The 21,239-nt window shown below is 53.2% G+C and carries 16 protein-coding genes; 10 read left to right on the plus strand and 6 right to left on the minus strand.

Annotated features, from left to right (window positions below; genetic code table 11):
* The first annotated feature begins 53 nt into the window (after positions 1 to 53).
* From E7746_RS11010 to E7746_RS11055, 10 genes are all read left to right on the plus strand, one after another.
* Complete coding sequence (locus E7746_RS11010) at positions 54 to 887, plus strand: 1-acyl-sn-glycerol-3-phosphate acyltransferase (protein WP_136410816.1); 834 nt, start codon at positions 54 to 56, stop codon at positions 885 to 887.
* A 16-nt stretch (positions 888 to 903) separates the two neighbouring features.
* A complete protein-coding gene (locus E7746_RS11015; RefSeq protein WP_136410817.1) occupies positions 904 to 1,854 on the plus strand; it encodes a GNAT family N-acetyltransferase in 951 nt (316 codons plus the stop codon).
* Positions 1,845 to 3,365 carry a capsule assembly Wzi family protein gene (locus E7746_RS11020; RefSeq protein ID WP_136410818.1) on the plus strand — a complete coding sequence of 507 codons (1,521 nt, stop codon included), beginning with the start codon at positions 1,845 to 1,847 and terminating at the stop codon, positions 3,363 to 3,365. The genes E7746_RS11015 and E7746_RS11020 overlap by 10 nt, the downstream gene beginning before the upstream one ends.
* A complete protein-coding gene (locus tag E7746_RS11025) occupies positions 3,362 to 3,817 on the plus strand; it encodes a lipocalin-like domain-containing protein (protein WP_136410819.1) in 456 nt (151 codons plus the stop codon). The genes E7746_RS11020 and E7746_RS11025 overlap by 4 nt, the downstream gene beginning before the upstream one ends.
* 1 nt (position 3,818) lies before the next feature.
* A complete protein-coding gene (locus tag E7746_RS11030; protein ID WP_136410820.1) occupies positions 3,819 to 4,811 on the plus strand; it encodes an NAD-dependent 4,6-dehydratase LegB in 993 nt (330 codons plus the stop codon).
* Positions 4,808 to 5,767, plus strand: coding sequence for an ATP-grasp domain-containing protein (locus E7746_RS11035; protein WP_136410821.1), 960 nt, complete (start codon positions 4,808 to 4,810; stop codon positions 5,765 to 5,767). Before E7746_RS11030 ends, E7746_RS11035 begins: the two co-directional genes overlap by 4 nt.
* Positions 5,768 to 5,773: 6 nt before the next feature.
* Entirely contained in the window at positions 5,774 to 6,781 is a 1,008-nt protein-coding gene (neuB, locus tag E7746_RS11040; protein WP_136410822.1) for an N-acetylneuraminate synthase, read from the plus strand.
* Positions 6,782 to 6,785: 4 nt separating this feature from the next.
* Positions 6,786 to 8,447: a putative transporter gene (locus E7746_RS11045; RefSeq protein ID WP_136410823.1), complete on the plus strand. Its 1,662-nt coding sequence runs from the start codon at positions 6,786 to 6,788 to the stop codon at positions 8,445 to 8,447.
* 119 nt (positions 8,448 to 8,566) lie between these two features.
* On the plus strand, positions 8,567 to 10,279 hold the full coding sequence (locus E7746_RS11050) for a SulP family inorganic anion transporter (protein WP_123395606.1): 1,713 nt from the start codon (positions 8,567 to 8,569) through the stop codon (positions 10,277 to 10,279).
* A gap of 165 nt (positions 10,280 to 10,444) precedes the next feature.
* Positions 10,445 to 10,639 carry a hypothetical protein gene (locus E7746_RS11055; RefSeq protein ID WP_123395605.1) on the plus strand — a complete coding sequence of 65 codons (195 nt, stop codon included), beginning with the start codon at positions 10,445 to 10,447 and terminating at the stop codon, positions 10,637 to 10,639.
* 174 nt (positions 10,640 to 10,813) lie between these two features.
* On the opposite strand, the gene E7746_RS11060 is transcribed toward E7746_RS11055, so the two are convergent.
* From E7746_RS11060 to E7746_RS11085, 6 genes are all read right to left on the minus strand, one after another.
* The gene (locus E7746_RS11060; RefSeq protein ID WP_136410824.1) at positions 10,814 to 12,607 is read right to left on the minus strand and encodes a TonB family protein; all 1,794 of its coding nucleotides are present in this window, start codon (positions 12,605 to 12,607) and stop codon (positions 10,814 to 10,816) included.
* A gap of 6 nt (positions 12,608 to 12,613) precedes the next feature.
* Positions 12,614 to 12,988, minus strand: coding sequence for a BlaI/MecI/CopY family transcriptional regulator (locus tag E7746_RS11065; RefSeq protein WP_168184370.1), 375 nt, complete (start codon positions 12,986 to 12,988; stop codon positions 12,614 to 12,616).
* Positions 12,989 to 13,153: 165 nt separating this feature from the next.
* Positions 13,154 to 14,185 (minus strand): OmpA family protein, encoded by a 1,032-nt coding sequence (locus tag E7746_RS11070; RefSeq protein ID WP_136410825.1) that lies wholly within the window; start codon positions 14,183 to 14,185, stop codon positions 13,154 to 13,156.
* 117 nt (positions 14,186 to 14,302) lie between these two features.
* A complete protein-coding gene (locus E7746_RS11075) occupies positions 14,303 to 15,595 on the minus strand; it encodes an alpha-l-rhamnosidase (protein ID WP_136411345.1) in 1,293 nt (430 codons plus the stop codon).
* 86 nt (positions 15,596 to 15,681) lie between these two features.
* Entirely contained in the window at positions 15,682 to 18,741 is a 3,060-nt protein-coding gene (locus tag E7746_RS11080; protein ID WP_136410826.1) for a sialate O-acetylesterase, read from the minus strand.
* A 223-nt stretch (positions 18,742 to 18,964) separates the two neighbouring features.
* Entirely contained in the window at positions 18,965 to 21,007 is a 2,043-nt protein-coding gene (locus tag E7746_RS11085) for a M13 family metallopeptidase (RefSeq protein WP_136410827.1), read from the minus strand.
* Positions 21,008 to 21,239: the final 232 nt, after the last annotated feature.

A 21,239-nucleotide genomic window follows, 5' to 3' on the forward strand; every position in this document is an offset into this window, starting at 1 on the left:
ACGTTTAAATTTAAATAATTGATTAATTTTGCATCGTAAATCCAAGAAAGTATATGGCAAAAAATGACAATTTGAGAGTGGACATATCGGCTACGCTTAACAGCCGCGCGTCAAAGTATGCCAAGTTCATTCCCGGATTTATGGTGAAATGGCTTGAGCACACCATCTGCCAGGACGAGCTAAACGGAATACTCGAGCGCACAAGCGGGAAGCGGGGAGCCGAATTCTGCCACGCGGTACTCGACGACCTTGACATAAAGTATAATGTAATAGGAGCCGACAATATGCCCCCAAACCGCCGTGTAGTAATCGTGTCCAATCATCCGCTCGGCGCACTCGACGGCATTGCCCTCATCGACTGGGTGAGCAAGATCTACGGCCCCGGGGTGAAATTCATTGTCAATGACCTGCTTATGGCCGTCAAACCGCTCGACAACGTGTTTCTGCCCATCAACAAGCACGGCAAGCAGAGCCGTAAATCATCGAGCAACATCGAGGAGGTGTTTGCCGGCAACGACCCCATAATCATTTTCCCGGCAGGACTTGTGTCACGCAAACGCGACGAAGGCATACGTGACCTCAAATGGCAGAAAATGTTCATAAATAAAGCCGTCCAATACCACCGCGACATAATTCCGGTGTACTTTGATGGCAAAGATTCGCCGTTTTTTTATAATTTTGCAAAACTTCGGACTCGTGTCGGCCTCAAGTTCAATATCGAAATGATATATCTGCCGCGCGAAATATTCCGAAGCCGTCACGCCCGCTTTACAATAGTGGCCGGCAAGCCCATTCCCTACAATCGATTCAAGGGAGGGCGCAACGCCGCTATCGAAGCCAAGGCGATGAAGCGCATAGTTTATGATTTAAAATCTAAAATCCAATAATAGCATAACCGCATAAATGGACCAGAAGATTATTGAGCCGATACCCGTCGAGGTACTTGAAGCGGAGCTTACGCCCGACAAGTTTCTACGTACCGCCAATAAAGGGGGCAACAATGTCTACATCGTTGACGCCCACAACTCACCCAACGTAATGCGCGAAATAGGCCGCTTGCGTGAAATAGCGTTCCGCGCCGCAGGTGGCGGCACCGGCAAGGAGTGTGACATCGACGAGTTTGACACAATGACTCCGCCCTGCCGACAACTTATCGTGTGGGACCCACGCGAGCGTGAAATCATCGGCGGCTACCGATTCATTACCGGCGACGACATACGCATCCAGCCCGACGGACGCCCGAGGCTGGCCACAAGTCACATGTTTAACTTCTCACAGCGCTTTCTCGACGAATTCCTGCCCTACACGCTTGAGCTGGGACGCTCATTTGTAAGACTCGAATACCAGTCGACACGCGCAGGGGTCAACGCACTCTACGCCCTCGACAATCTCTGGGACGGTCTGGGCGCCCTCACCGTCATATACCCCAAGGTAAAATATCTCTTCGGCAAGGTGACGATGTATCCGAGCTACAACGCCGAATGCCGCAACATGATACTCTACTTCCTGTCGAAGCACTTCCCCGACAACGATTCGCTCGTGACACCGATCACGCCGCTCGACACCCACACCGACACCGAGGCCATGGACCGGCTCTTCACCGGCACCACATTCAAGGAGGACTACAAGATCCTCAACAAGGCCATACGCGAACACGGTTACAACATACCGCCGCTCGTAAACGCCTACATGAGCCTCTCGCCGTCGATGCGAATGTTTGGCACAGCCATCAACGATGAGTTTGGCAATGTCGAGGAGAGCGGAATATTCTTTGCTGTATCGGAAATCTTCGAGGAGAAAAAAGGACGTCACATCGACACCTACCACGCTCCCGAGTCAATGCCATGCGACTAAGCCTGAAATGCGCGGCAGCAGCAATCGTAGCCGTCACGTGGCCCTTTACAGTGCACTCGGAGGTGACCATAGACTACCGGGGCGAGATAATCGAGAATCTCGGCACCGGTGACTTTGCACCCTACTACATGGCGTCAAATGTCTACGGAACGGTGACCCAGCCCTACTCAACACTCCTCAGAGCGTCACTGAGCCACACCATGTCACGCGACAGCCGCTTCAGCTACGGCTTCGGAGCCGATGTGATAGGAGGCTACTCGTCGAAAACCAACTACGACGCATTTGTCGACGGCAAGTGGGTGACACGAGGCCAAGGCCCGGCACCGATATGGCTTCAACAGCTCTATGCCGAGGTGAAGTTCCGCGGCCTGTTCATGACCGCCGGAATGAAAGAAACAGGGTCGGCAATGCTCGACGACAACCTGTCGAGCGGCGACATAACGTGGAGCGCCAACTCCCGACCCATGCCGGGAGTCAGGATAGGATTCATCGACTTCCAGGACATACCGCTGACCAACGGCTGGCTGCAAATAGATGCCGTGCTGTTCTACGGCAAGCCTCACGACAACAACTGGCTGCGCGACCACTTCAACCACTACAACTCATTCATAACCTCGGGACACTGGAACAACTACAAGCGTCTATATCTGCGCACCAATCCGTCGCAACCGTTTTCGGCGACATTCGGAATGCAGGCTGCGGCCCAATTTGCCGGAACATGCGTCACCTACCGCAACGGCGAGATTGTGTCGGAAGTGAAAGCGCCGCTGAAGCTGCGTGACTTCTACCAGATGATAATACCCCGTCACGGCGAATACTTCTACCGTGGCAACCACCTCGGGAGCTGGGACATAGCCCTGCGTTACCGGCTGCGCAACGGCAATGAGGTGAGAGCCTACCTGCAATCGCCGTGGGAGGACGGCTCGGGAATAGGCAAGATGAACGGATTTGACGGACTGTGGGGCCTGGAGTTCCGCGCCTCAAAGCCCGGATTCATAACCGGAGCGGTATTGGAGTACCTCGACTTCACCAATCAGTCGGGACCGCTGCACTGGTCGCCCGGCGACCATCCCGGGACCACCATAACCGACGAGGCCACGGGCTCCGACTCCTACTATAACAACTACTTCTATAACGGATATGCCTGTTACGGAATGTCGCAGGGCACCCCGTTCATTCCGTCGCCACTCTATAACCTCGACGGATACATGCGTTACGCCGACACCCGCGTGCGCGGCTTTCATGCGGCACTGAGGGGCAACATATCGTCGGAGGTCGACTACCGCATGATGATTTCACATCGCACGGGACGCGGCGACTCCTATCTGCCGCGACTTCACAAGGTGCGCGACACTTCAATAATGCTGGAGGGCATTTACAAGATGCAGAACACGCCTGAAATGGACCTGAAATGCCAGTTGGCATGGGACCACGGCAGCATGTACGGCAACAACTTCGGCATCCTGGTGACAATATCCTATAAAGGTTCATTCAACATAGGAGGCCGATGATGAAACGAACGATAAGCACATTACTGATAGCGATTCTGCTTCCCGTCATTGCCGGCTGCACCCGCAACGACGGCGACATAGGCACGTGGTTTGGAAGCTGGAAGCTCGAGCGCATCACCATCGACGGACTGATCGACGAAAAGTACCAAGGCGACATCTTCTGGCAGTTTCAGTCGTCGGTATTCTGCATGCGCAAGATTCTCCCGCATAACGAACACGAAGAGCGATGGGGGACATGGAAGGAGCTCGGCGACAACATGCTGCAGCTCGACTTCACCCACACCGACGACAGTCATCCCGACGGGAAAGACTTGTACACGCCCTGGCCCGAAACCCACATAACGCGCGGCATAACCGAGCTGAAGGTATTGAAACTCGAAGTCGACGACATGCGACTGCAATATACGGCCGATGACGGCACTCTATATATTTACTTCCTAAACAAATGGTAACATGGCAAACGAAGGCAACAAGAAAGTACTCGTGACAGGAGCCGACGGATTCATAGGCTCGCACCTCACCGAGCTTCTGCTTGAAGAGGGCTACGAAGTGAGGGCGCTAAGCGTCTACAACTCATTCAACTACTGGGGTTGGCTCGATGACATAAAGCATCCGCGCCTTGAAGTGGTAAGCGGCGATGTGCGCGACGCGGCGTTCTGCCGTCACATAACGCAGGGATGCGACACGGTGTTTCATCTCGCTGCGCTGATAGCCATCCCCTACAGCTATGTCGCCCCCGAAAGCTATGTCGACACCAACATAAAGGGCACGCTCAACATGTGTCAGGCGGCGCTCGACCACAATGTGCGCCGACTCATCGTCACATCCACCAGCGAAGTCTACGGCACGGCACGTTACGTGCCCATCGATGAGAATCATCCTCGCCAGCCGCAGTCGCCCTACTCGGCCACCAAGATAGGAGCCGATGCCATAGCCAAAAGCTTCTACAACGCCTTCAACCTGCCGGTGACGATTGCCCGCCCGTTCAACACCTACGGACCCCGCCAAAGCGCACGTGCCATAATACCTACAATAATCACTCAGATAGCCAACGGAGTGCGTGAAATAAAGGTGGGTGACCTGTCGCCCACCCGCGACTTCAACTTTGTCAAGGACACCTGCCGGGGATTTCTCGCTATAGCACGCGCCGAAGGTGTCGAGGGCGAAGAGATAAACATAGCCACAGGCGCCGAAGTGACCATGAAGCAGACATTGATGAAGATTGCCGAAATAATGGACGCCGACATAAACTGGGTGGTCGACCCCAAGCGCATCCGTCCGTCCAAGAGCGAGGTATTCCGCCTGTGCGGCGACAACACCAAGATTGAAACGCTCACCGACTGGCGTCCCGAGTGGAGCCTTGAAGAGGGGTTGCGCGCCACTGTCGACTGGTTCAGGAATCCCGACAATCTCGCCAAGTACAAATACAACGTTTACAACCGATGAGCCGTAGCGTCAACATACTGTTTCTCGGAGGAGCAAAGCGGGTGTCGATAGGACGCATGTTCATCGACGCCGGCCGTCGCATGGGGTTTGAGGTCAAGCTATTCAGCTACGAGCTTGAGAGCCATGTGCCGGTGAGCGTCATCGCCGAAATCATAATCGGGCTGCGCTGGCGCGATCCCAATCTGCTCAAGCACATGCACGACACCGTAACGGCTCATTCGATCGACATCATAATCCCCTTTGTCGACGGAGCAATCGAGCCTGCATCCCTATATTGCAGCACCTACGGTGACGCATGGGCCCCCTCGGGCGATGCCGACACGATGAAAACGTTATTTGACAAAGCGGCTTCGGCAACACTCTTCGAGCGCAACAGCCTTCCCATACCGGCCACATCTGACGGCAACCGCACATATCCGCTCATCGCCAAACCGCGTTTCGGCTCGGCGTCACGCGGCATAAGGATAATATCATCCGACAAAGAGTTTGACGAAATAGCCGAACACATCGCCGACTACCTAATCCAGGAGTACATAGCGCAACGCGAGGAGTACACGGTCGACTGTTACATCGACGCCCACGGCACACCGATATGCACCGTGCCGCGAAAGCGGCTCGAAGTAGTGGGCGGAGAGGTGTCACGCACCGTGACGCTGCGTGACGACCGCATCATGGAACTGTCACGCAAGGTCATCGAGCGCCTGCATCTACGCGGAGCTGTCACGCTGCAATTTCTGCGTGACATCACCACCGACCGGATGCTTCTCATGGAGATCAATCCCCGACTCGGAGGCGGAGCCGTGTGCTCGGTTCACGCCGGTGCCGACCTGCCGTCATTCATCCTGTCGGAATGGGCGGGAATGTCGCTGACGCCATGCGACAACTGGCGTGACGGTACCGAAATAAGCCGCTACCAGCAGGAGGTGGTATTCTACAACAATCCGAACGACAAATAAAGACCAATGAGCAAAAAAGTCATTATCATAGCCGAAGCCGGAGTAAATCACAACGGCAACCTTCAACTCGCACAACGCATGGTGCATGCCGCCAAGGAGGCGGGTGCCGACTACGTAAAGTTTCAGACAGCCGTGCCCGAACTTGTGATATCGTCCATCGCACCCAAAGCCGAATATCAGAAAGAGAACACCGGCAACGATGAGAGCCAGCTTGAGATGTGTCGCGCCATACACTTGCCGCTCAGCGACTACGAGGGTCTTGCCGAGCTGTGCCGCAAGGAGGGGATAGGATTCATGAGCACCCCGTTTGACCTCGTGTCAATCGACACACTCGACCGCCTCGACATGGACTACTGGAAGATTCCCTCGGGCGAGATAACCAACCTGCCCTATCTGCGCAAGATAGCAGCCAAGGGAGGCAAGGTGATAATGTCGACCGGCATGTGTGAGCTCAACGAAATAGAGGCGGCTGTGGAAGTGCTTGAAAAGGGAGGCATACCGCGCCGTGACATAACGCTGCTGCACTGCAACACCCAATACCCCACCCCGATGTGTGATGTCAACCTTAAAGCGATGGATGCGTTACGCACCCTGCATTGCGGAGCCGTGGGCTACAGCGACCACACCGTTGGCATCGAAGTGCCAGTGGCTGCAGTGGCCATGGGCGCCGAAGTGATCGAGAAGCACTTCACCCTCGACAAGACAATGCCCGGCCCCGACCACAAGGCGTCGCTCGACCCCCAGGAGCTAAAGGCAATGGTGACAGCCATCCGCAACATCGAGCAGGCAACAGGCTCGGCCGAGAAGCACGTGTCGCCCTCGGAAGCAGCCAACATCGCCATAGCCCGCAAAAGCATCGTGGCTGCGCGTGACATAAAAGCGGGAGAAACATTCACCGAAGAGAACATAACGGTAAAGCGTCCGGGCAACGGCATAAGCCCCATGCTGTGGGACTCGGTAATAGGCCAACGCGCCACACGTGACTTCCCCTACGACTCGTTAATCCAACTGTAACGCAATGGATTGGATAAACCTACTGTTGATAGAGCACTCGTCGCTGCAGGCCATCGTGATAGTGTCGCTTATATGCGCTATAGGCATGGCACTCGGCAAGGTGAAGATAGCCGGCATCTCGCTCGGCGTGACATTCGTGTTCTTCATCGGAATCATAGCCGGTCACATAGGGTTGTCAATCGACCCGGCGATGCTGAAATATGCCGAGAATTTCGGATTGGTGATATTTGTCTATGCGCTGGGCCTGCAAGTGGGTCCCGGATTCTTCAGCTCGCTCGCCCACGGCGGAGTCAAGCTAAATGTCCTCGGACTGTCGCTGGCTCTGATCACGCTCATAACAGCCATAGCCCTGACCTATGTCACGCCGGTAAGCATCCCCGACATGATGGGCCTCTTCTGCGGCGCCACCACCAACACCCCGGCGCTCGGAGCCGTGCAACAGACACTGTCGCAGCTCGGCATCCCGTCGAGCACACCCGCACTTGGATGTGCCGTCACCTATCCGCTCGGTGTTGTGGGAGTGATAATCGCAGTCATCATAATGCGAAAGCTCTTCATCAAGCCCAATGAGATAAGCGACGCTCCCATAGGCTCGCTTCCGAAGCCTAAAATCACCGAGTTTGAGGTGTCAAACCCCGGAATCTACGGCAAGACAATCGAGGAAATAGCACGATTGTCCAACTGTCACTTCGTAATATCGCGACTGTGGCACAACGGCACGGTGTCGATACCCACATCGTCGTCACGCCTTGAAGCCGGCGACCGACTGCTCGTAGTGAGCACTCCCGACGATGTAGAGGCCCTGCATATAGTATTCGGCGAACAGGACAAGACCGACTGGAACGCAAACGATATCGACTGGAACACCGTCGACCGCCAGCTCGTGTCACAGCCTTTCATCGTCACACGCCGACAGATAAACGGCAAGACTCTCGGCTCGCTAAGACTGCGCAACCTCTACGGTGTCAACATAAGCCGCGTGTACCGAAGCGGACTCGCGCTTCTGGCAACCCCCGACCTGCGACTGCAGCTTGGCGACAAGATAATAGTAGTGGGCGAGCAGAAGGCAATCGACAAGATCGAGCCCATGATAGGCAACACTATCAACGTGCTCAACGAGCCAAACCTCTTTGCCGTGTTCATCGGCATCGTGCTCGGCATCGCATTGGGTTCGATTCCCTTCCACTTCCCCGGCATAGGAGTTCCCATAAGCATAGGACTTGCAGGAGGCCCCATCATCATGGGAATACTCGTGGGAACATTCGGCCCTCGACTGCACATGGTCACCTACACCACAACGAGCGCCAATCTCATGCTCCGCGCAATCGGCCTTGCGCTCTATCTCGCCTGCCTGGGACTTGAATCGGGAGCACACTTCTTTGAAACGGTATTCCGCTCCGAAGGCCTGTTGTGGATATTGCTTGGAATGTTGCTGACAATAGTGCCGGTGCTGATACTCGGACTATTCACAGTAAAAGTGCTGAAATTTGACTTCGGAACCACCACGGGAATGCTTTGCGGCTCAATGGCCAACCCCATGGCACTGGACTACGCCAACTCAATCCTGCCCGGCGACCACCAGTCAATAGCCTACGCCACCGTCTATCCCCTAAGCATGTTTGCCCGCGTAATCCTCGTCCAAATAGTGATCCTCGCCCTAATGTAAATCAAAGTAAATAGCCTTGGAGCCGCTTTTTGTGTTAAAAAGCATAAATAATATATAATTATTTCGTATCTTTGTGGCTTCAAAATCAAAACAGGGTATTTACTTACAATCATTACATTATGAACCTTTCAGGTACAATTGATTTCAGGCCGAAGCTGATTTCGGCGTTAAGTCACTATTCGCTTAGCCGCTTTAAGGACGACCTTATCGCAGGTATTGTTGTGGGCATCGTGGCCCTTCCTCTCGCAATCGCATTCGGTATAGCATCAGGCGTAAGCCCTACAATCGGATTGATTACCGCCATAATCGGAGGTTTCCTCGTATCGGCATTTGGAGGCAACTCAGTCCAGATTGGCGGTCCTACAGGTGCTTTCATCGTAATCGTCTACTCCATTATCCAGAATTACGGACTTCAGGGCCTTGCAATAGCAACCCTAATGGCCGGACTGATACTCATACTGCTCGGTATATTCCACCTCGGAACCGTGATCAAGTTCATACCCTATCCTATCGTAGTGGGATTTACCAGCGGTATCGCCCTCACAATATTCTCAACCCAGATCAACGACTTCCTCGGACTCGGACTTACCGATGTACCGAGCGACTTCCTGTCAAAATGGGGAGTCTACCTGAGCAACATAGCCAATATCGACCTTCCCACTCTCGGTGTGGGCGTGGTGTCACTCCTCATCATCATTCTCACCCCCATGATTTCAAAGAAGCTGCCCGGCTCGCTGATAGCAATAATCATCGTGACGGCGGCCGTGTATCTGCTCAAAGCCACATTCCCCGAAATAGCCGTAGAAACAATCGGCGACCGATTCGGCAACCTTCCCACCGACATTCCTCAGCCCAAGGGCTTTGAGCTGTCGATGAACACAATCAACATCCTGCTCCCGTCGGCATTTACAATCGCCATCCTCTGCGCCATAGAGTCACTGCTATCGGCTACGGTGGCCGACGGTGTCACCGGATCGCACACCAACTCCAACACCGAGCTTATCGGCCAGGGAATCGCCAACGTGGTAGTGCCGTTTTTCGGCGGAATACCCGTAACCGGTGCAATCGCCCGTACAATGACCAACATCACCAACGGCGGACGCACCCCCGTGGCCGGAATAATCCACACAGTGGTTCTGCTGTTGATATTCCTGTTCCTGATGCCGTTAATCAACATGGTGCCCATGGCCTGCCTCGCCGCAGTGCTGATTGTCGTGTCGTACAACATGAGCGGCTGGCGCACCGTAGTGGGAATATTCAAATCACCCAAAAGCGACATATCGGTTCTCCTCGTCACATTCCTGCTCACCGTCATCTTCGACCTTACGATAGCCATCGAAATAGGATTGCTTCTCGCCATAATCCTGTTTTTGCGTCGTGTCATGGAGAATACGCAAATCAAAGTGTACTCCGAGCAACTTGATGTGGCCGAAGGCACCGATGCCACCACTCATGAAGTGCTTGATGTGTCACGCGGCGTAGAGGTATATGAGATCGACGGCCCGTTCTTTTTCGGTGTCGCCACCAAGTTTGATGAAATGATGCGAAGCACACTCGGAACCAAGCCGATAGTGCGTATAATAAGGATGCGCAAGGTGCCCTTCATCGATGCGACAGCCGTGCACAACCTTGAGATACTCATCAAGTCATCGCAAAGCGACAACATACACATAGTGCTCTCGGGCGTAAACCAGCAGGTGCGTCAGGTGCTTCTCAAAGCCGGCATCGACACCATGATCGGCGAGGATCACATCTGCGACAACATATCACGCGCCGTTGTCATGGCCAACCGCATCGCCGACAAGCATCGCGCCCGTCATCACGATGCGTAAATGTTAAAATAAGCGATGTTTAGATACAAAATTTGAGATTTTTTAGAGAAATGCAATTTTACGACGAAAAATATTCTAAAAAATTGTTTGCGTATAATATTTTTATATTAACTTTGCATCGTTTTTGAAGCTAAAAAAATTGTTTTATTATTAATTAAAAAGAAAATGAAAAAGTTAGTTTTATTACTTGCTGTTGTATTCAGCGTATCAATGTTTTCTTGCAAGTCTTCTGACAACGCTGCTGAGGCTGCTGCCGCTGACTCTGTAGTTGCTGTAGAAGAAGTTGTTGAAGAAGTTGTAGAAGTAGCTGACTCAGTTCCCGCTGACTCTGTAGTTGCTCCCGCTGACTCTGTAAAGTAATTTAGAGAATTAGAATTCTCCTACAAATGAAATAAGCTGACCACTCTAAAGTGGACAGCTTTTTTTTTGCGCCTTATCGGAGGCTTGACTGACAGCCTCAGCCCCATAACAGAACACCGGCCATCCTCAACGGACGGCCGGTGTCAATATATCTAATTAAAATGTAGATTGCAATCAATTGCCCGGGCTATAGGAAACCTCGGTTGTCGACACACCGTCGGTAGTGGTCGTGGTGGTTGTCGTAGTACCGGGAGCCGTATTGGAGTTGGTGTTTGAATTGGACTGCTTGGTTTCACGGAACGACACCGGAAGAGTGTACCACACATTTACGGGCTTGCCCTGCATCATGCCGGGAGTGAACTTGAGCATGCGCACTACGCGCTCGGCCTCTGCATCCTGCTCGGGTGAAAGCGGACGCAGAACCTTGACATCGCCTACAGTGCCATCCTTCTTCACTACAAACTGCATTACGAGCCGGCCGTTCTTGCCCCCGGGAATCCATTTCAGATTGGAAGCCATGAACTTCATCAAGGCCACCTCACCGCCCTCATAGCGAGGCATGGTTTCAACAGCGGTATATGCGTCGTCGCCTGATATGCTCTCTCCGGCCGCCGGAGCTTTTTTCGGGGATGCAGGCTTGGCATCAGCCTTACTGCGGAACGACACGGGAAGAGTGTACCACACATCGACGGGCTTGCCATCCACCATTCCGGGAGTGAACTTGAGCATGCGCACTACGCGCTCGGCCTCGGCATCCTGCTCGGGTGAAAGAGATCGCACAGCCTTGACATCGCCTACAGTGCCATCCTTCTTCACTACAAACTGCACGATGAGTCGGCCGTTTTTGCCGCCGGGAATCCACTTCAGATTGGAGGCGATAAACTTCATCAAAGCCGCCTCGCCGCCCTCATATTGCGGCATAGTTTCAGCCGAACGATACACTCCATCGTCACCTTCGCCCGACTGTGACGGCAATGCAATAGGCGACTGTTCAGGCTCGGCAACCGCAGCGGCAGCCGGTTCCTCTTGCATAATTGCGACATAATTGGTAACTTTGGCAGTCGACAGCGACTCAAGAGCCTCTGCGACACCGGGATTAAAGAACACAACGGCGGTCAACGCCAAGGCAGGTACGGCGGCTATAGCTCGCCAACGCTGCACGGGAGAACTTTTTTTACGTAGCATCATTTTAATACGTTTAGATAAATTAGAATGGTCAAGGCTGTTGGCGATGGACGGGAATCTGGAGCCAACGGCCTTTTGTATTAGCAATAGTTGATAGTCACGCACATTTGCGCCACCGGTCACGACACCGTTGTCGGCTTCATATTCGTGAACGGCCTGCAGCTCGTTGCGCATAAGCCATCCTGCGGGATTGTACCACACGAGAAGAGCCACAGCCTCGGCAAGCAGCAGATCGAGCCAGTGCCTTGCCTTTATGTGCATCGATTCATGCATGATGACGGTAGAGCCGCCTTCGTCGTAGTCCTTCTGCGACATGACGATGTAACGGTACCAGCTGAACGGTGCGATGCTTTCATCGAAGTGGATGCAGAGCACATTGCCGTCGGGCATCGTGACATGGCTGCTGCGTGAGATGACCGAGTGCATCCTGTTCCAGATGAACAGCTCCCTCAAAAGGAAGAATAGAAGCCCCGTGAAATATAGAGCTATCACACCCGCACACCACCACTTGACCGGGGAAACCGCATCGACTTCACCGTCGGCAACGACAGCCATGACCGACGGCAGCCCCACTTCAATGTCGAGCACGGCACCGTCACTGAAGTCAATCGAGTGAATCCAGCCGATGACAAATGGCATAGCCAATGCTATCAGGTAACCGAACAATATCAGTCCCCGGTTGAAACGCCAGCATGTCAACCCGCTCATGAGCAACCTCACTATAAGGTAGATGGGGATGAGCGTAACGCCGACGATAATCGAATATACAAGGAGAGCGCCCATGATGTGTTACTTCTTCTCTTCGTTACGTTCAACTTCGTCGATAAGACGTCGCAACTCATCGGCCGTTATGTCCTCGTCCTTAACCAGCGATGACACTACGCCGAGATAGGAATTCTTGAAAAAGCGCTCAACAATCGACTTGAGAGTGCGACGACCCATGTCAAACTGCGATACCGAGGCATAGTAACGGTAGGTCTTGCCGTGAGCCTCATGAGCCACAAATCCCTTCTCCTCAAGACCGCGCACAATGGTCGACACGGTATTGAAATGAGGCTTCGGGTCGTCGTAGAATTCAAGGATGTCCTTTACATACAACGGTCCGTGAGCCCAAAAGAAGTTCATAATCTCTTCCTCTTTTCTTGTAAGTTCTTTGATTGCCATAAACTGAGATGATTTATTATCCGTTGCAAATATAAACTAATGTCTTTAGTTATGCAATACCATGGAGTGTTAATAAACTATAAATAATAGTTTGCATCGATACATAAAAAACGACAGTCCGAAGCGCGAAGCTCCGGACTGTCACAGTCAATATAGCTAAATCACCTAATTAAGAGTCACTTGTGCAAAGCGGTCACGAGCATTGGTTGCAAATGCGTGAGTCGGGCCCATACCCTGAGTCGATATGTGGTCGGCAGGAACGCCGTGAGCCACGAGATAGTCACTGACGGCCTTGGCTCGACGCATGCTCAACGCCTTATTGTAGTCGACATTGCCAACCTCATCGGTATAGGCCTTTATCACTACGTTGCGTCCGCTCTTCTTAGCCTCGGCGGCAAGATTCTCAAGAGTCTTGGTATCCTGTACTTCGGAGCTGTCAAATCCGAAAAGGCAAATAACCGATGCACCGGAAGCGGCAACATTATTGCTTGCTGAAGCTGCCGGAGCCGTCTTGGCAGCGGTGGCCGAAGTTGTCGGGGCTGTGGCTGCAGTTGCCGAAACCGTGGCGGCATCGGAAGGAGCGGCAGCAGCGGCGGCAGCGTTATCGCCTTCGTCATACTGTGCTATGACATCGACATCGGGGAGTGTGACCGATGTAGTATTAATTGCGACATCGGCATTTTCATCGCCTATCTCCACATTCTTGTCATCGCCCATGACGACGAGGAACAGTGATGTGGGAGCAGGCGAGTCAACGGTCGACGAAGTGCCTGCAGGCGAATTTACCTTAGTGACGACAGTGTTACGTGCCATCTGCGGTTCCGACGAAGCGAGATTCCAGTGACGGCCACCCAGGAACAATCCGGCCAAAGCGGCCACAACGAGAGCAAGCACGCCGATAGCGCCCCACTTCACATATTTTGGAGTATTGTCAACATCGGCTGTTTCAACGTCGGCCGACGGTTTGTTTGCAGCACCTGCGGCGGCAGCTGTCGCTCCCATTGCCGCAGCGGCGATTCCTGCAGCATCCGCAGCGCCGCTCTTTTCATGAGCGGGAAGCCCCATCGGTTCGGGATGCACTTCCAACTCCTTTGGTTGTATATGCCCCGGGAGTTCTTTCTGAACCTCTTTGGCATTCAGGCTCTTGGGCTGTGGATGCCCTTGAAGCTTTCGGTGGGTAAAATCCTTGTCAGCCATAATTTTGTCCGTTTTAATTGATTAATGATGTATTTAAAACACATCATTATCGGCCTTTGACAGACATATATTGTTAAAAATCGGTGGGTTACAAGCTAAAATGTTCTAAAATTCCGATTATTTCGTCACTTCAAGCACGTAGACAGGCTGATCGGGCGAATCGACCATGCGTTCACCGTCGCCCTGCAACGACGGCTGCACGAATACGTGCAAACGGCGTGAGCTTTTCCACAACTCGGAGTCGAGCGAGGGCTCCCATGCATCTACGCCAAAGTCGGTGAGGTCGGCAACCTTCCATTCACCCGACGGGCCGGCATCGGTATAGGCCAGCGACACGCGGCTTCCACGCTCGGCATCACGGAATATATAATATATGGAGTCACCGTGGGCCACCATGCGCGGACGCGCTATGGGAATCATCTTGGTGCCTCCGCCCGCGAGCGAGAAAGGCTGTGTGCGCTGCGTCACCTGACGGGCGTTCCACTTGGAGCCGTCGTTCCACACGATGCGATACTGCGGCACCTCACTGTCGGCGTCACGCCAATATGTGGCTATGTAAGGATGTCCCTCGGCATCGGCGCTCATGCTCGTTTGATTTATCAGTTCGGAGTTCTGGGGTATGCGCCAAGCATACTCGGCATTGTCCTGCGTTATGGGCAGAGTGTAAGGGGTGCCGTCGGAGCGCTGCCATGTCACGCCGTTATCGAGCGAACGCGCATAGCACAGGTCGTGATTGGTTTCCACAAGCCACGTTTCACGCCACACCCATGAGAGGTGTATTGTGCCCGACGCGTCGACATAGAGCTGCCAGTAGGCGTTACGTTCATCCTCGCCGTCGATCAGCACATCCTGCACGCGATGCCACTTGCGGCTCTTAAGGTCATAGCGGTTCATGACCAGATTGCCACGGCCCGACGAACCCGAGCGGAACGCAAAAAGCAGGTCGCCGCCTTTGAGCGTATAGAATTCGGGATAGGTGACATTGTCCTCGTCGATACCGGTCATGGACTCCAGCTCACCAAGCTCAAGCGACCCCGGCTTAACGCTGCGACAATACTTCAGCGGATGGCCGTGGTGGTCAAACGAAACATGAAGATAACCGTCGCCGTCGACCATCATGCTTATGACATTATGGGCGTCGGCGGCGTTACCTTTATACTGAGTGCGGTGAATGTTCCACCGGTCGGCGTCGACATCACGGCTGCCGAGCGTGAGATAGCCGTCGGCATCATAGTAACTGATGTACTGCACGCCGTCATGAGTGACAAGTGAATTGTTGCGAAACACCGTGGTGTTGACCGAGGTGCTTCCCCAGCCGTTGTCGGCAGCCTTTACAAGTCGCGGAGTTACGGCCGCGGCCCCCAAGGCGCCGACAATTGCGAATGACAAGATTACAAAACGCTTTAACATGTTCATTGTTGTGTGAAATGGATAATGGATTTATATAATATATGTAAATATTGACAATGTAGCGTGTATTCCGGGGGAAGGTGAAATTACTTCACCGATTTCAAGCGTAGGATTCCAACCGAATTTTCAGGCATGGTTAATTCAAACTTGCCCTTAACCGTGCCGAGATCGACTGTGTGGGGAACCACCGCTTCGTTATATGACACTCTCTTGGCAAAACGCCATGCCATTTCGCGCATACCGGGTCGTTCCTTCATGCCCGGAGGAACATTGTCCATGGGATCCTTATTGTAGTCGGGATGGCTTGAATAGTAGTTCTGCTCCTTCTGGTTCTTAAGCGAGGTGTCATGTGACGAGATGAATTCCATTTCAGCCTCATAACGTGTACCCGAACCGGTATTGACGGTGATGCGCTTGTCGACAGCCTCCGAGTTGACAAACTTGATGAAAATCTCGCCTGTGGCGGTGTCGATAGTGGGCGATGTGTATATAGTGGTGTCAGGAGCACTGCCCTTCATGGCATCGGACATGAAGAAGGCTCTGTCGCCGGCTTCGGAGAACAGTTTCTGATAGTAGTAGTTGCATGAGCGCCACATTCCGCGGTTGTCAAACCATATAAGGTTGGAGTTCCACTTGTTGTAGCCCTTCTTGCAGAAGAGAGGCGCATAGGCAGCCATGACGACCATATCGGAATTGCGCTCCAGTCCGGTCCAATAGGCGGCCTCGGCCATGGCGGAAGCATAGTCATTGTTGGTCATGTTGTTGGCAAACTCGCCCACAAACACTCTCGTAGGACGGTTGCGGTCGTAGGTAAGTCCCTCGGCACCGCGCACCTTGTCGGAGTTGTATCGGTCACGGTGGCTGTAGAACCAGTCGTTGTTTTTATAGTAGTGTTCGTCGACTATCGTATTGGCATACTTTGAATCGATCTCCTTCATGTTGGCGTCAAACTCCTTGCCTGCATCAGCGGCACCGGAGGTTGAAACGACAACAATCTCAGGATACTTCTCCTTGACAGCATTGTACATGATGTCGAAGCGTTCCCAGAAAGCATCGCCTCTGTTCTCGTTACCTATGCCGAGGTATTTGAGGTTGAAGGGTTCGGGATGTCCCATTTCGGCTCTCAGCGCACCCCACTTGCTGTCGACGGGGCCGTTGCAGAACTCTATAAAGTCGAGAGCGTCCTGGACGAATATGCTGTTGAATCTCGCCCTATCCTCCTCGGTATCGAGGGGTGCTACATACTGATGTCCGGCAAACTGGCACGTAACGCCGTTATTAAGCACGGGGAGCGGAGTTGCACCGAGAGCTTCGGCCATAAGGAGATACTCGTAGAAGCCCACATACTGCGAAGTCCAGTAGCCCCAATGGTTACGGAATCCGATCCTCTCCTCGGGAGAGCCGATGGAGTTTTTCCAGAACACCTGTCCGAAATAGTTGGGGCCCTCGGAAGCACATCCGCCGGGGAAACGCATGAATGTGGGTTTGAGGTCGGCGAGCGCCTGCATGAGATCCTTGCGGAAGGGGCCGTTCTTTCCATCGTTCCAGAGCTGTGACGCTTCAGGAAGCAGAGTGACGAAATCGAGGTAGAAGACACCGGGAGCGTCAGCAACGATGCATAGTCGGCTGTCAGCGCTGTTAAGGGCCTTCAGGGTTCCTTCATATTTCTTCCAATCATCGGGGATGCCTGTGAATGTAAGCACATTGGAGTTTACATTACCGTCCTTATCCTCAAGATAGACCTTGAAACCGCCCTTGTAGGCCTCGCCCTGCAGATACATTCCGAGGTCGTAGCTTACATCCTTTACGGCCGGAATCGACGGGGTCTGGGTATTGTTGGAGTAGTAGAACTCCTTGCCTCTTCCGTATTCGGCGATGCCGAAGCCGTTGGCTGCGATTCCGAAACCGTCGCCGGGGTTTTCCACCTCAAAGCGCACGCTGTACTGCTTGTAACGCTGTTCATCATCATATTTGTCATTGGGATCGAAATCGTAGTGACGCTTCAGGTTCTTCACGAGAGGCTTGTCGGCGACAGCCCTTGCGCTACCCTTGGCATCGCCCTTGCTTACGACCGTCCAACCGAAGAACACGCTGTCGCATGTCGAAAATTCGTTAGCCGGAGCATCGGGCACATTATAGGCCTGGAACGAATTGTTCTGGATGAGCTGCGCACATATACCGCCGTCAAGCGAGTTGTTTATGTCCTCAAAGAATATTCCCCTGAGTGTCGGGCTAATCTCGATTCCGAGCTTGTCGGGCTTGAGGGTGAGAGTTCTTTTCTCCTCGGGCTTGAATCCCTGAAGCTGGAGCATCTTGTCGGCGAAACGCTGTCCGAGAAGCCTCATTCCCTCGGTGCTGAAGTGGAACTGGTCGCCCGTGCTCTCGCAACCGAGAGCCGAAATTATGTGTGCGTTGGGAAGTACCTTCGGAAGGTTGGGCATAATGGTGGTGTTGAACGCCGCGCACACACCGCCCTGCTCGGCATACTTAAGTTCACCGGCAAGAAGAGGAGTCTGCTTGGGGTTGAGCTTAAGATCCTTGCACAGATTGTCGTAGATTCGCTTTACTCGCTCGGGCCATAGGGGGTCCTGCGAGTTGGACTCGCCCTGGTGCATGAGGATGCCCTTTATGACACCGTCCTTCTGGGCAAGCTTTGCCATCTTCACAAGACGCTCATAAGGATTGCCGCCATACTGGCTGACGATGTTCTTCATCCAGTCGCGCTCGTTGTCGATATACTCCTTATAATCGTCCTTGTCCCAAAGCTCGATTTTGGCTCCCGCAACCGACACGTTGATTACGCCCACGCGATAGTCGGGAGGAAGAACTTCAATCATTTTTCGTCCGAAGAAATCCACCGGACCGAGGTTGTTGCCTTCGCGACAGATAGGCGGCACGGCAGTGTACCATTTTCCCATCTCACGCCCGAGGTTGGGCATGTCGACGGCTGCCATGAACTGGAAACGCGGATCGTTGAAATCCTTGTCCTGCTCGGCAGGCGTGGCACCGGCTTCCATGTTGGACTGACCGATACAGAGGTAGATGTAAAATTTAGGGTCGGGCTTACTCTCCGCGGCCGCTGAAACCTTGAAAATTGGCAGTATGGCAAGTAGCGCCATCACAAGAAATGTAATTTTCCTTTTCATGATAGAATCTGTCTTGAAGATGATTGAGCGGATTATGTGATAATATAATGCAAAACTATCAAAAAAACGCCAATCGGCAAGAGGAAGCCGTGAAAAATTGGTTTCCGTAACGCGACTTTTTGGGTTAAAATCGCCTGCTCTTCATGGAGATGCAGAAAAAACCACGGGCCGAGGCTTAAAGCCCCGACCCGCGTTTATAGAGTCGATTTTACGATGTAACGGTTTACCAGATAACGACGAGTTCCTCAGCCGGACGATACATCTTGTCACCCTTCTTGATGCCGAATGCCTCAAAGAAAGGAGTGAGGTTGCGCAACGTTACGTTAACGCGGTTTTCGCCGAGTGAGTGAACATCACCCGAGGTGAGCGAGCGAATCTCCTCCTCACGGGTGTTCTGTGCCCAAAGGTTGGCATAGTTGAGATAGAACACCTGCATGGGGTCGTAACCGTCGATCTTGGCCTCGGGGCTCTTGATGTCGACACCTTTCTTCTTCTGTGAGTCGAGGAATGCGGTCATTGCCACGCGAAGTCCGCCCTGGTCGGCGATGTTCTCACCGAGAGTGTACTGACCGTTGGCATGGAGGCCGGGAAGCACTTCCACTTCGTCAAACTGGGCAACAAGACCCTGTGTGAGCTTGGCAAATGCCTCGGTGTCCTCGGGAGTCCACCAGTTGACCATGTTGCCCTCGGCATCGAAGTTGCGGCCCTGGTCGTCAAATCCGTGAGTCATCTCATGTCCTATCACCACACCGATACCGCCGTAGTTCTCGGCATCGCTCGACTCGGGGTCGAAGAAGGGAGCCTGAAGAATGGCAGCGGGGAACACGATTTCATTGGCAAGAGGATTATAGTAGGCGTTGACTGTTTGAGGAGTCATACCCCACTCTGTCTTGTCGACGGGCTTGCCCCACTTGGCGAGCTCTTCCTTCTGGTGCCACATCGATACGTTGTGCATATTCTCGTAGTAGGACAACTTGGGGTCGATTGTCATCGAGCTGTAGTCCTTCCACTTGTCGGGATAACCGATCTTCACGGTGAAGGCATTGAGCTTCTTGATAGCGTTGAGCTTGGTGTCGTCGCTCATCCAGGGAAGGTTGATGATGTGCTTGCCGAGTGCGGTGCGCAGGTTCTCGACAAGGCCGAGCATATACTGCTTTGACGACTCGGGGAAGTACTTCTCGACATAGAGCTGTCCGACAGCCTCACCCATCGCACCTTCAGCAGCACCGAGTGCACGCTTCCAGCGCGGACGCTGCTGCTGCACGCCGCTCACTACCTTGTTGAATTCAAATGCGGCATTGGCAAAGTCGTCGCTGAGCATTCCGGCGGCCTGGCTCACATATTTCCAAAGGTAGTAGTCCTTGATTTCGCGATCGGTGAGCGAGCCCATGAGGTTGTTGGCCTGAGCCACCGAGCTGAGTTCGGTCACGATGACGCTCTCGGGCGACTTGATACCCATCGTTTCGATGAAGAAGCGGTCCCAGTTGATATTGGGATACATGGCCTTGAGCTGCTCGAATGAACGGGGGTTGTACATGGCCGGGATGTTACGGCTCTGTTCGCGTGTCCAGGCTGAATCGGCAAGCGCGGTTTCAATCTTCATCACGTTGTTCATAACGCGGTTGGCATCCTTCTTGGAGTAACCGGCGTTACGCATCTGCGTTACGATGAGTTTCTTGTAAGCCTCGCGCACCTTCTTGTTGCGGGCGTCGTCGAGCAGATAGTAGTCACGGTCGCCAAGACCCATGCCGCCACCGCTTACATACATGGCATACACCTTGCTGTCGGCGAGGTCCTCCATGGGGCCTGCGCTGAAGAAGGGGCTTGCGTAGTTGGCGTGCAGCCACAAGAAGAGGTTCTCCATGCTGTCGGCGGGAGTGGTTTCGATTTTCTTGAGGTCGGCAAGGATGGGCTTAGCGCCTTCGGCGTTGCGTCTAACCGAGTCCATGGCCTGGCTGTAGATTGTCCACACCTTGAAGGCAACCGATCCGGGCTTGGGATTTGTAGCTCCGAGGTTGAGCACGATGTCCTTCACGCGAGCCTCGCTTGAGTCGCTGAGGATGTTGAAGTTACCGTAACGTGCATGTTCGGGTGTGAGCGGATGGCTCTCCTGCCAACCCTTGTTGACATGCTTGTAGAAATCCTCGCCGGCGGGTGTCGACTTGTCAAAGTAAGCCGGATTGAGGCTCTTGAGATGCTCCTCGGCCGATGCGCTCAGCATAAAGCCGAAAGCCACGGCGAGTGCAAGAAATTTTAATGATTTCATAATAAATAAGCAATATTGTGATTCTTAGTTGATGCCCATGAATGAAACATCCTGCAAAAGTAGTCAAAAAAATCATCATCCGCAGCAATTAAATCAACAGTTGTCGTTAAATTTATCCCGTGAAGTGCAATAAAGTGTAATAAATAGTGCCCCACCAATGACATTTTTCCTTATCTTTGTAACAGATAGCCCGGAGGCCATAGAGCTGGCCTCCTTATCTGCACATATTAAT

Source organism: Muribaculum gordoncarteri (assembly GCF_004803695.1).
Classification (GTDB): domain Bacteria; phylum Bacteroidota; class Bacteroidia; order Bacteroidales; family Muribaculaceae; genus Muribaculum; species Muribaculum gordoncarteri.

Excerpts from the sequence above, each read along its gene's own strand:
- E7746_RS11085 (WP_136410827.1), bottom strand. The coding sequence starts at position 21,007 with ATGAAATCATTAAAATTTCTTGCACTCGCCGTGGCTTTCGGCTTTATG.
- E7746_RS11045 (WP_136410823.1), top strand. The coding sequence starts at position 6,786 with ATGGATTGGATAAACCTACTGTTGATAGAGCACTCGTCGCTGCAGGCC.
- E7746_RS11055 (WP_123395605.1), top strand. The coding sequence starts at position 10,445 with ATGAAAAAGTTAGTTTTATTACTTGCTGTTGTATTCAGCGTATCAATG.
- E7746_RS11060 (WP_136410824.1), bottom strand. The coding sequence starts at position 12,607 with ATGGGCGCTCTCCTTGTATATTCGATTATCGTCGGCGTTACGCTCATC.
- neuB (WP_136410822.1), top strand. The coding sequence starts at position 5,774 with ATGAGCAAAAAAGTCATTATCATAGCCGAAGCCGGAGTAAATCACAAC.
- E7746_RS11050 (WP_123395606.1), top strand. The coding sequence starts at position 8,567 with ATGAACCTTTCAGGTACAATTGATTTCAGGCCGAAGCTGATTTCGGCG.
- E7746_RS11025 (WP_136410819.1), top strand. The coding sequence starts at position 3,362 with ATGATGAAACGAACGATAAGCACATTACTGATAGCGATTCTGCTTCCC.
- E7746_RS11065 (WP_168184370.1), bottom strand. The coding sequence starts at position 12,988 with ATGGCAATCAAAGAACTTACAAGAAAAGAGGAAGAGATTATGAACTTC.
- E7746_RS11020 (WP_136410818.1), top strand. The coding sequence starts at position 1,845 with ATGCGACTAAGCCTGAAATGCGCGGCAGCAGCAATCGTAGCCGTCACG.
- E7746_RS11030 (WP_136410820.1), top strand. The coding sequence starts at position 3,819 with ATGGCAAACGAAGGCAACAAGAAAGTACTCGTGACAGGAGCCGACGGA.
- E7746_RS11075 (WP_136411345.1), bottom strand. The coding sequence starts at position 15,595 with ATGTTAAAGCGTTTTGTAATCTTGTCATTCGCAATTGTCGGCGCCTTG.
- E7746_RS11080 (WP_136410826.1), bottom strand. The coding sequence starts at position 18,741 with ATGAAAAGGAAAATTACATTTCTTGTGATGGCGCTACTTGCCATACTG.
- E7746_RS11010 (WP_136410816.1), top strand. The coding sequence starts at position 54 with ATGGCAAAAAATGACAATTTGAGAGTGGACATATCGGCTACGCTTAAC.
- E7746_RS11035 (WP_136410821.1), top strand. The coding sequence starts at position 4,808 with ATGAGCCGTAGCGTCAACATACTGTTTCTCGGAGGAGCAAAGCGGGTG.
- E7746_RS11070 (WP_136410825.1), bottom strand. The coding sequence starts at position 14,185 with ATGGCTGACAAGGATTTTACCCACCGAAAGCTTCAAGGGCATCCACAG.
- E7746_RS11015 (WP_136410817.1), top strand. The coding sequence starts at position 904 with ATGGACCAGAAGATTATTGAGCCGATACCCGTCGAGGTACTTGAAGCG.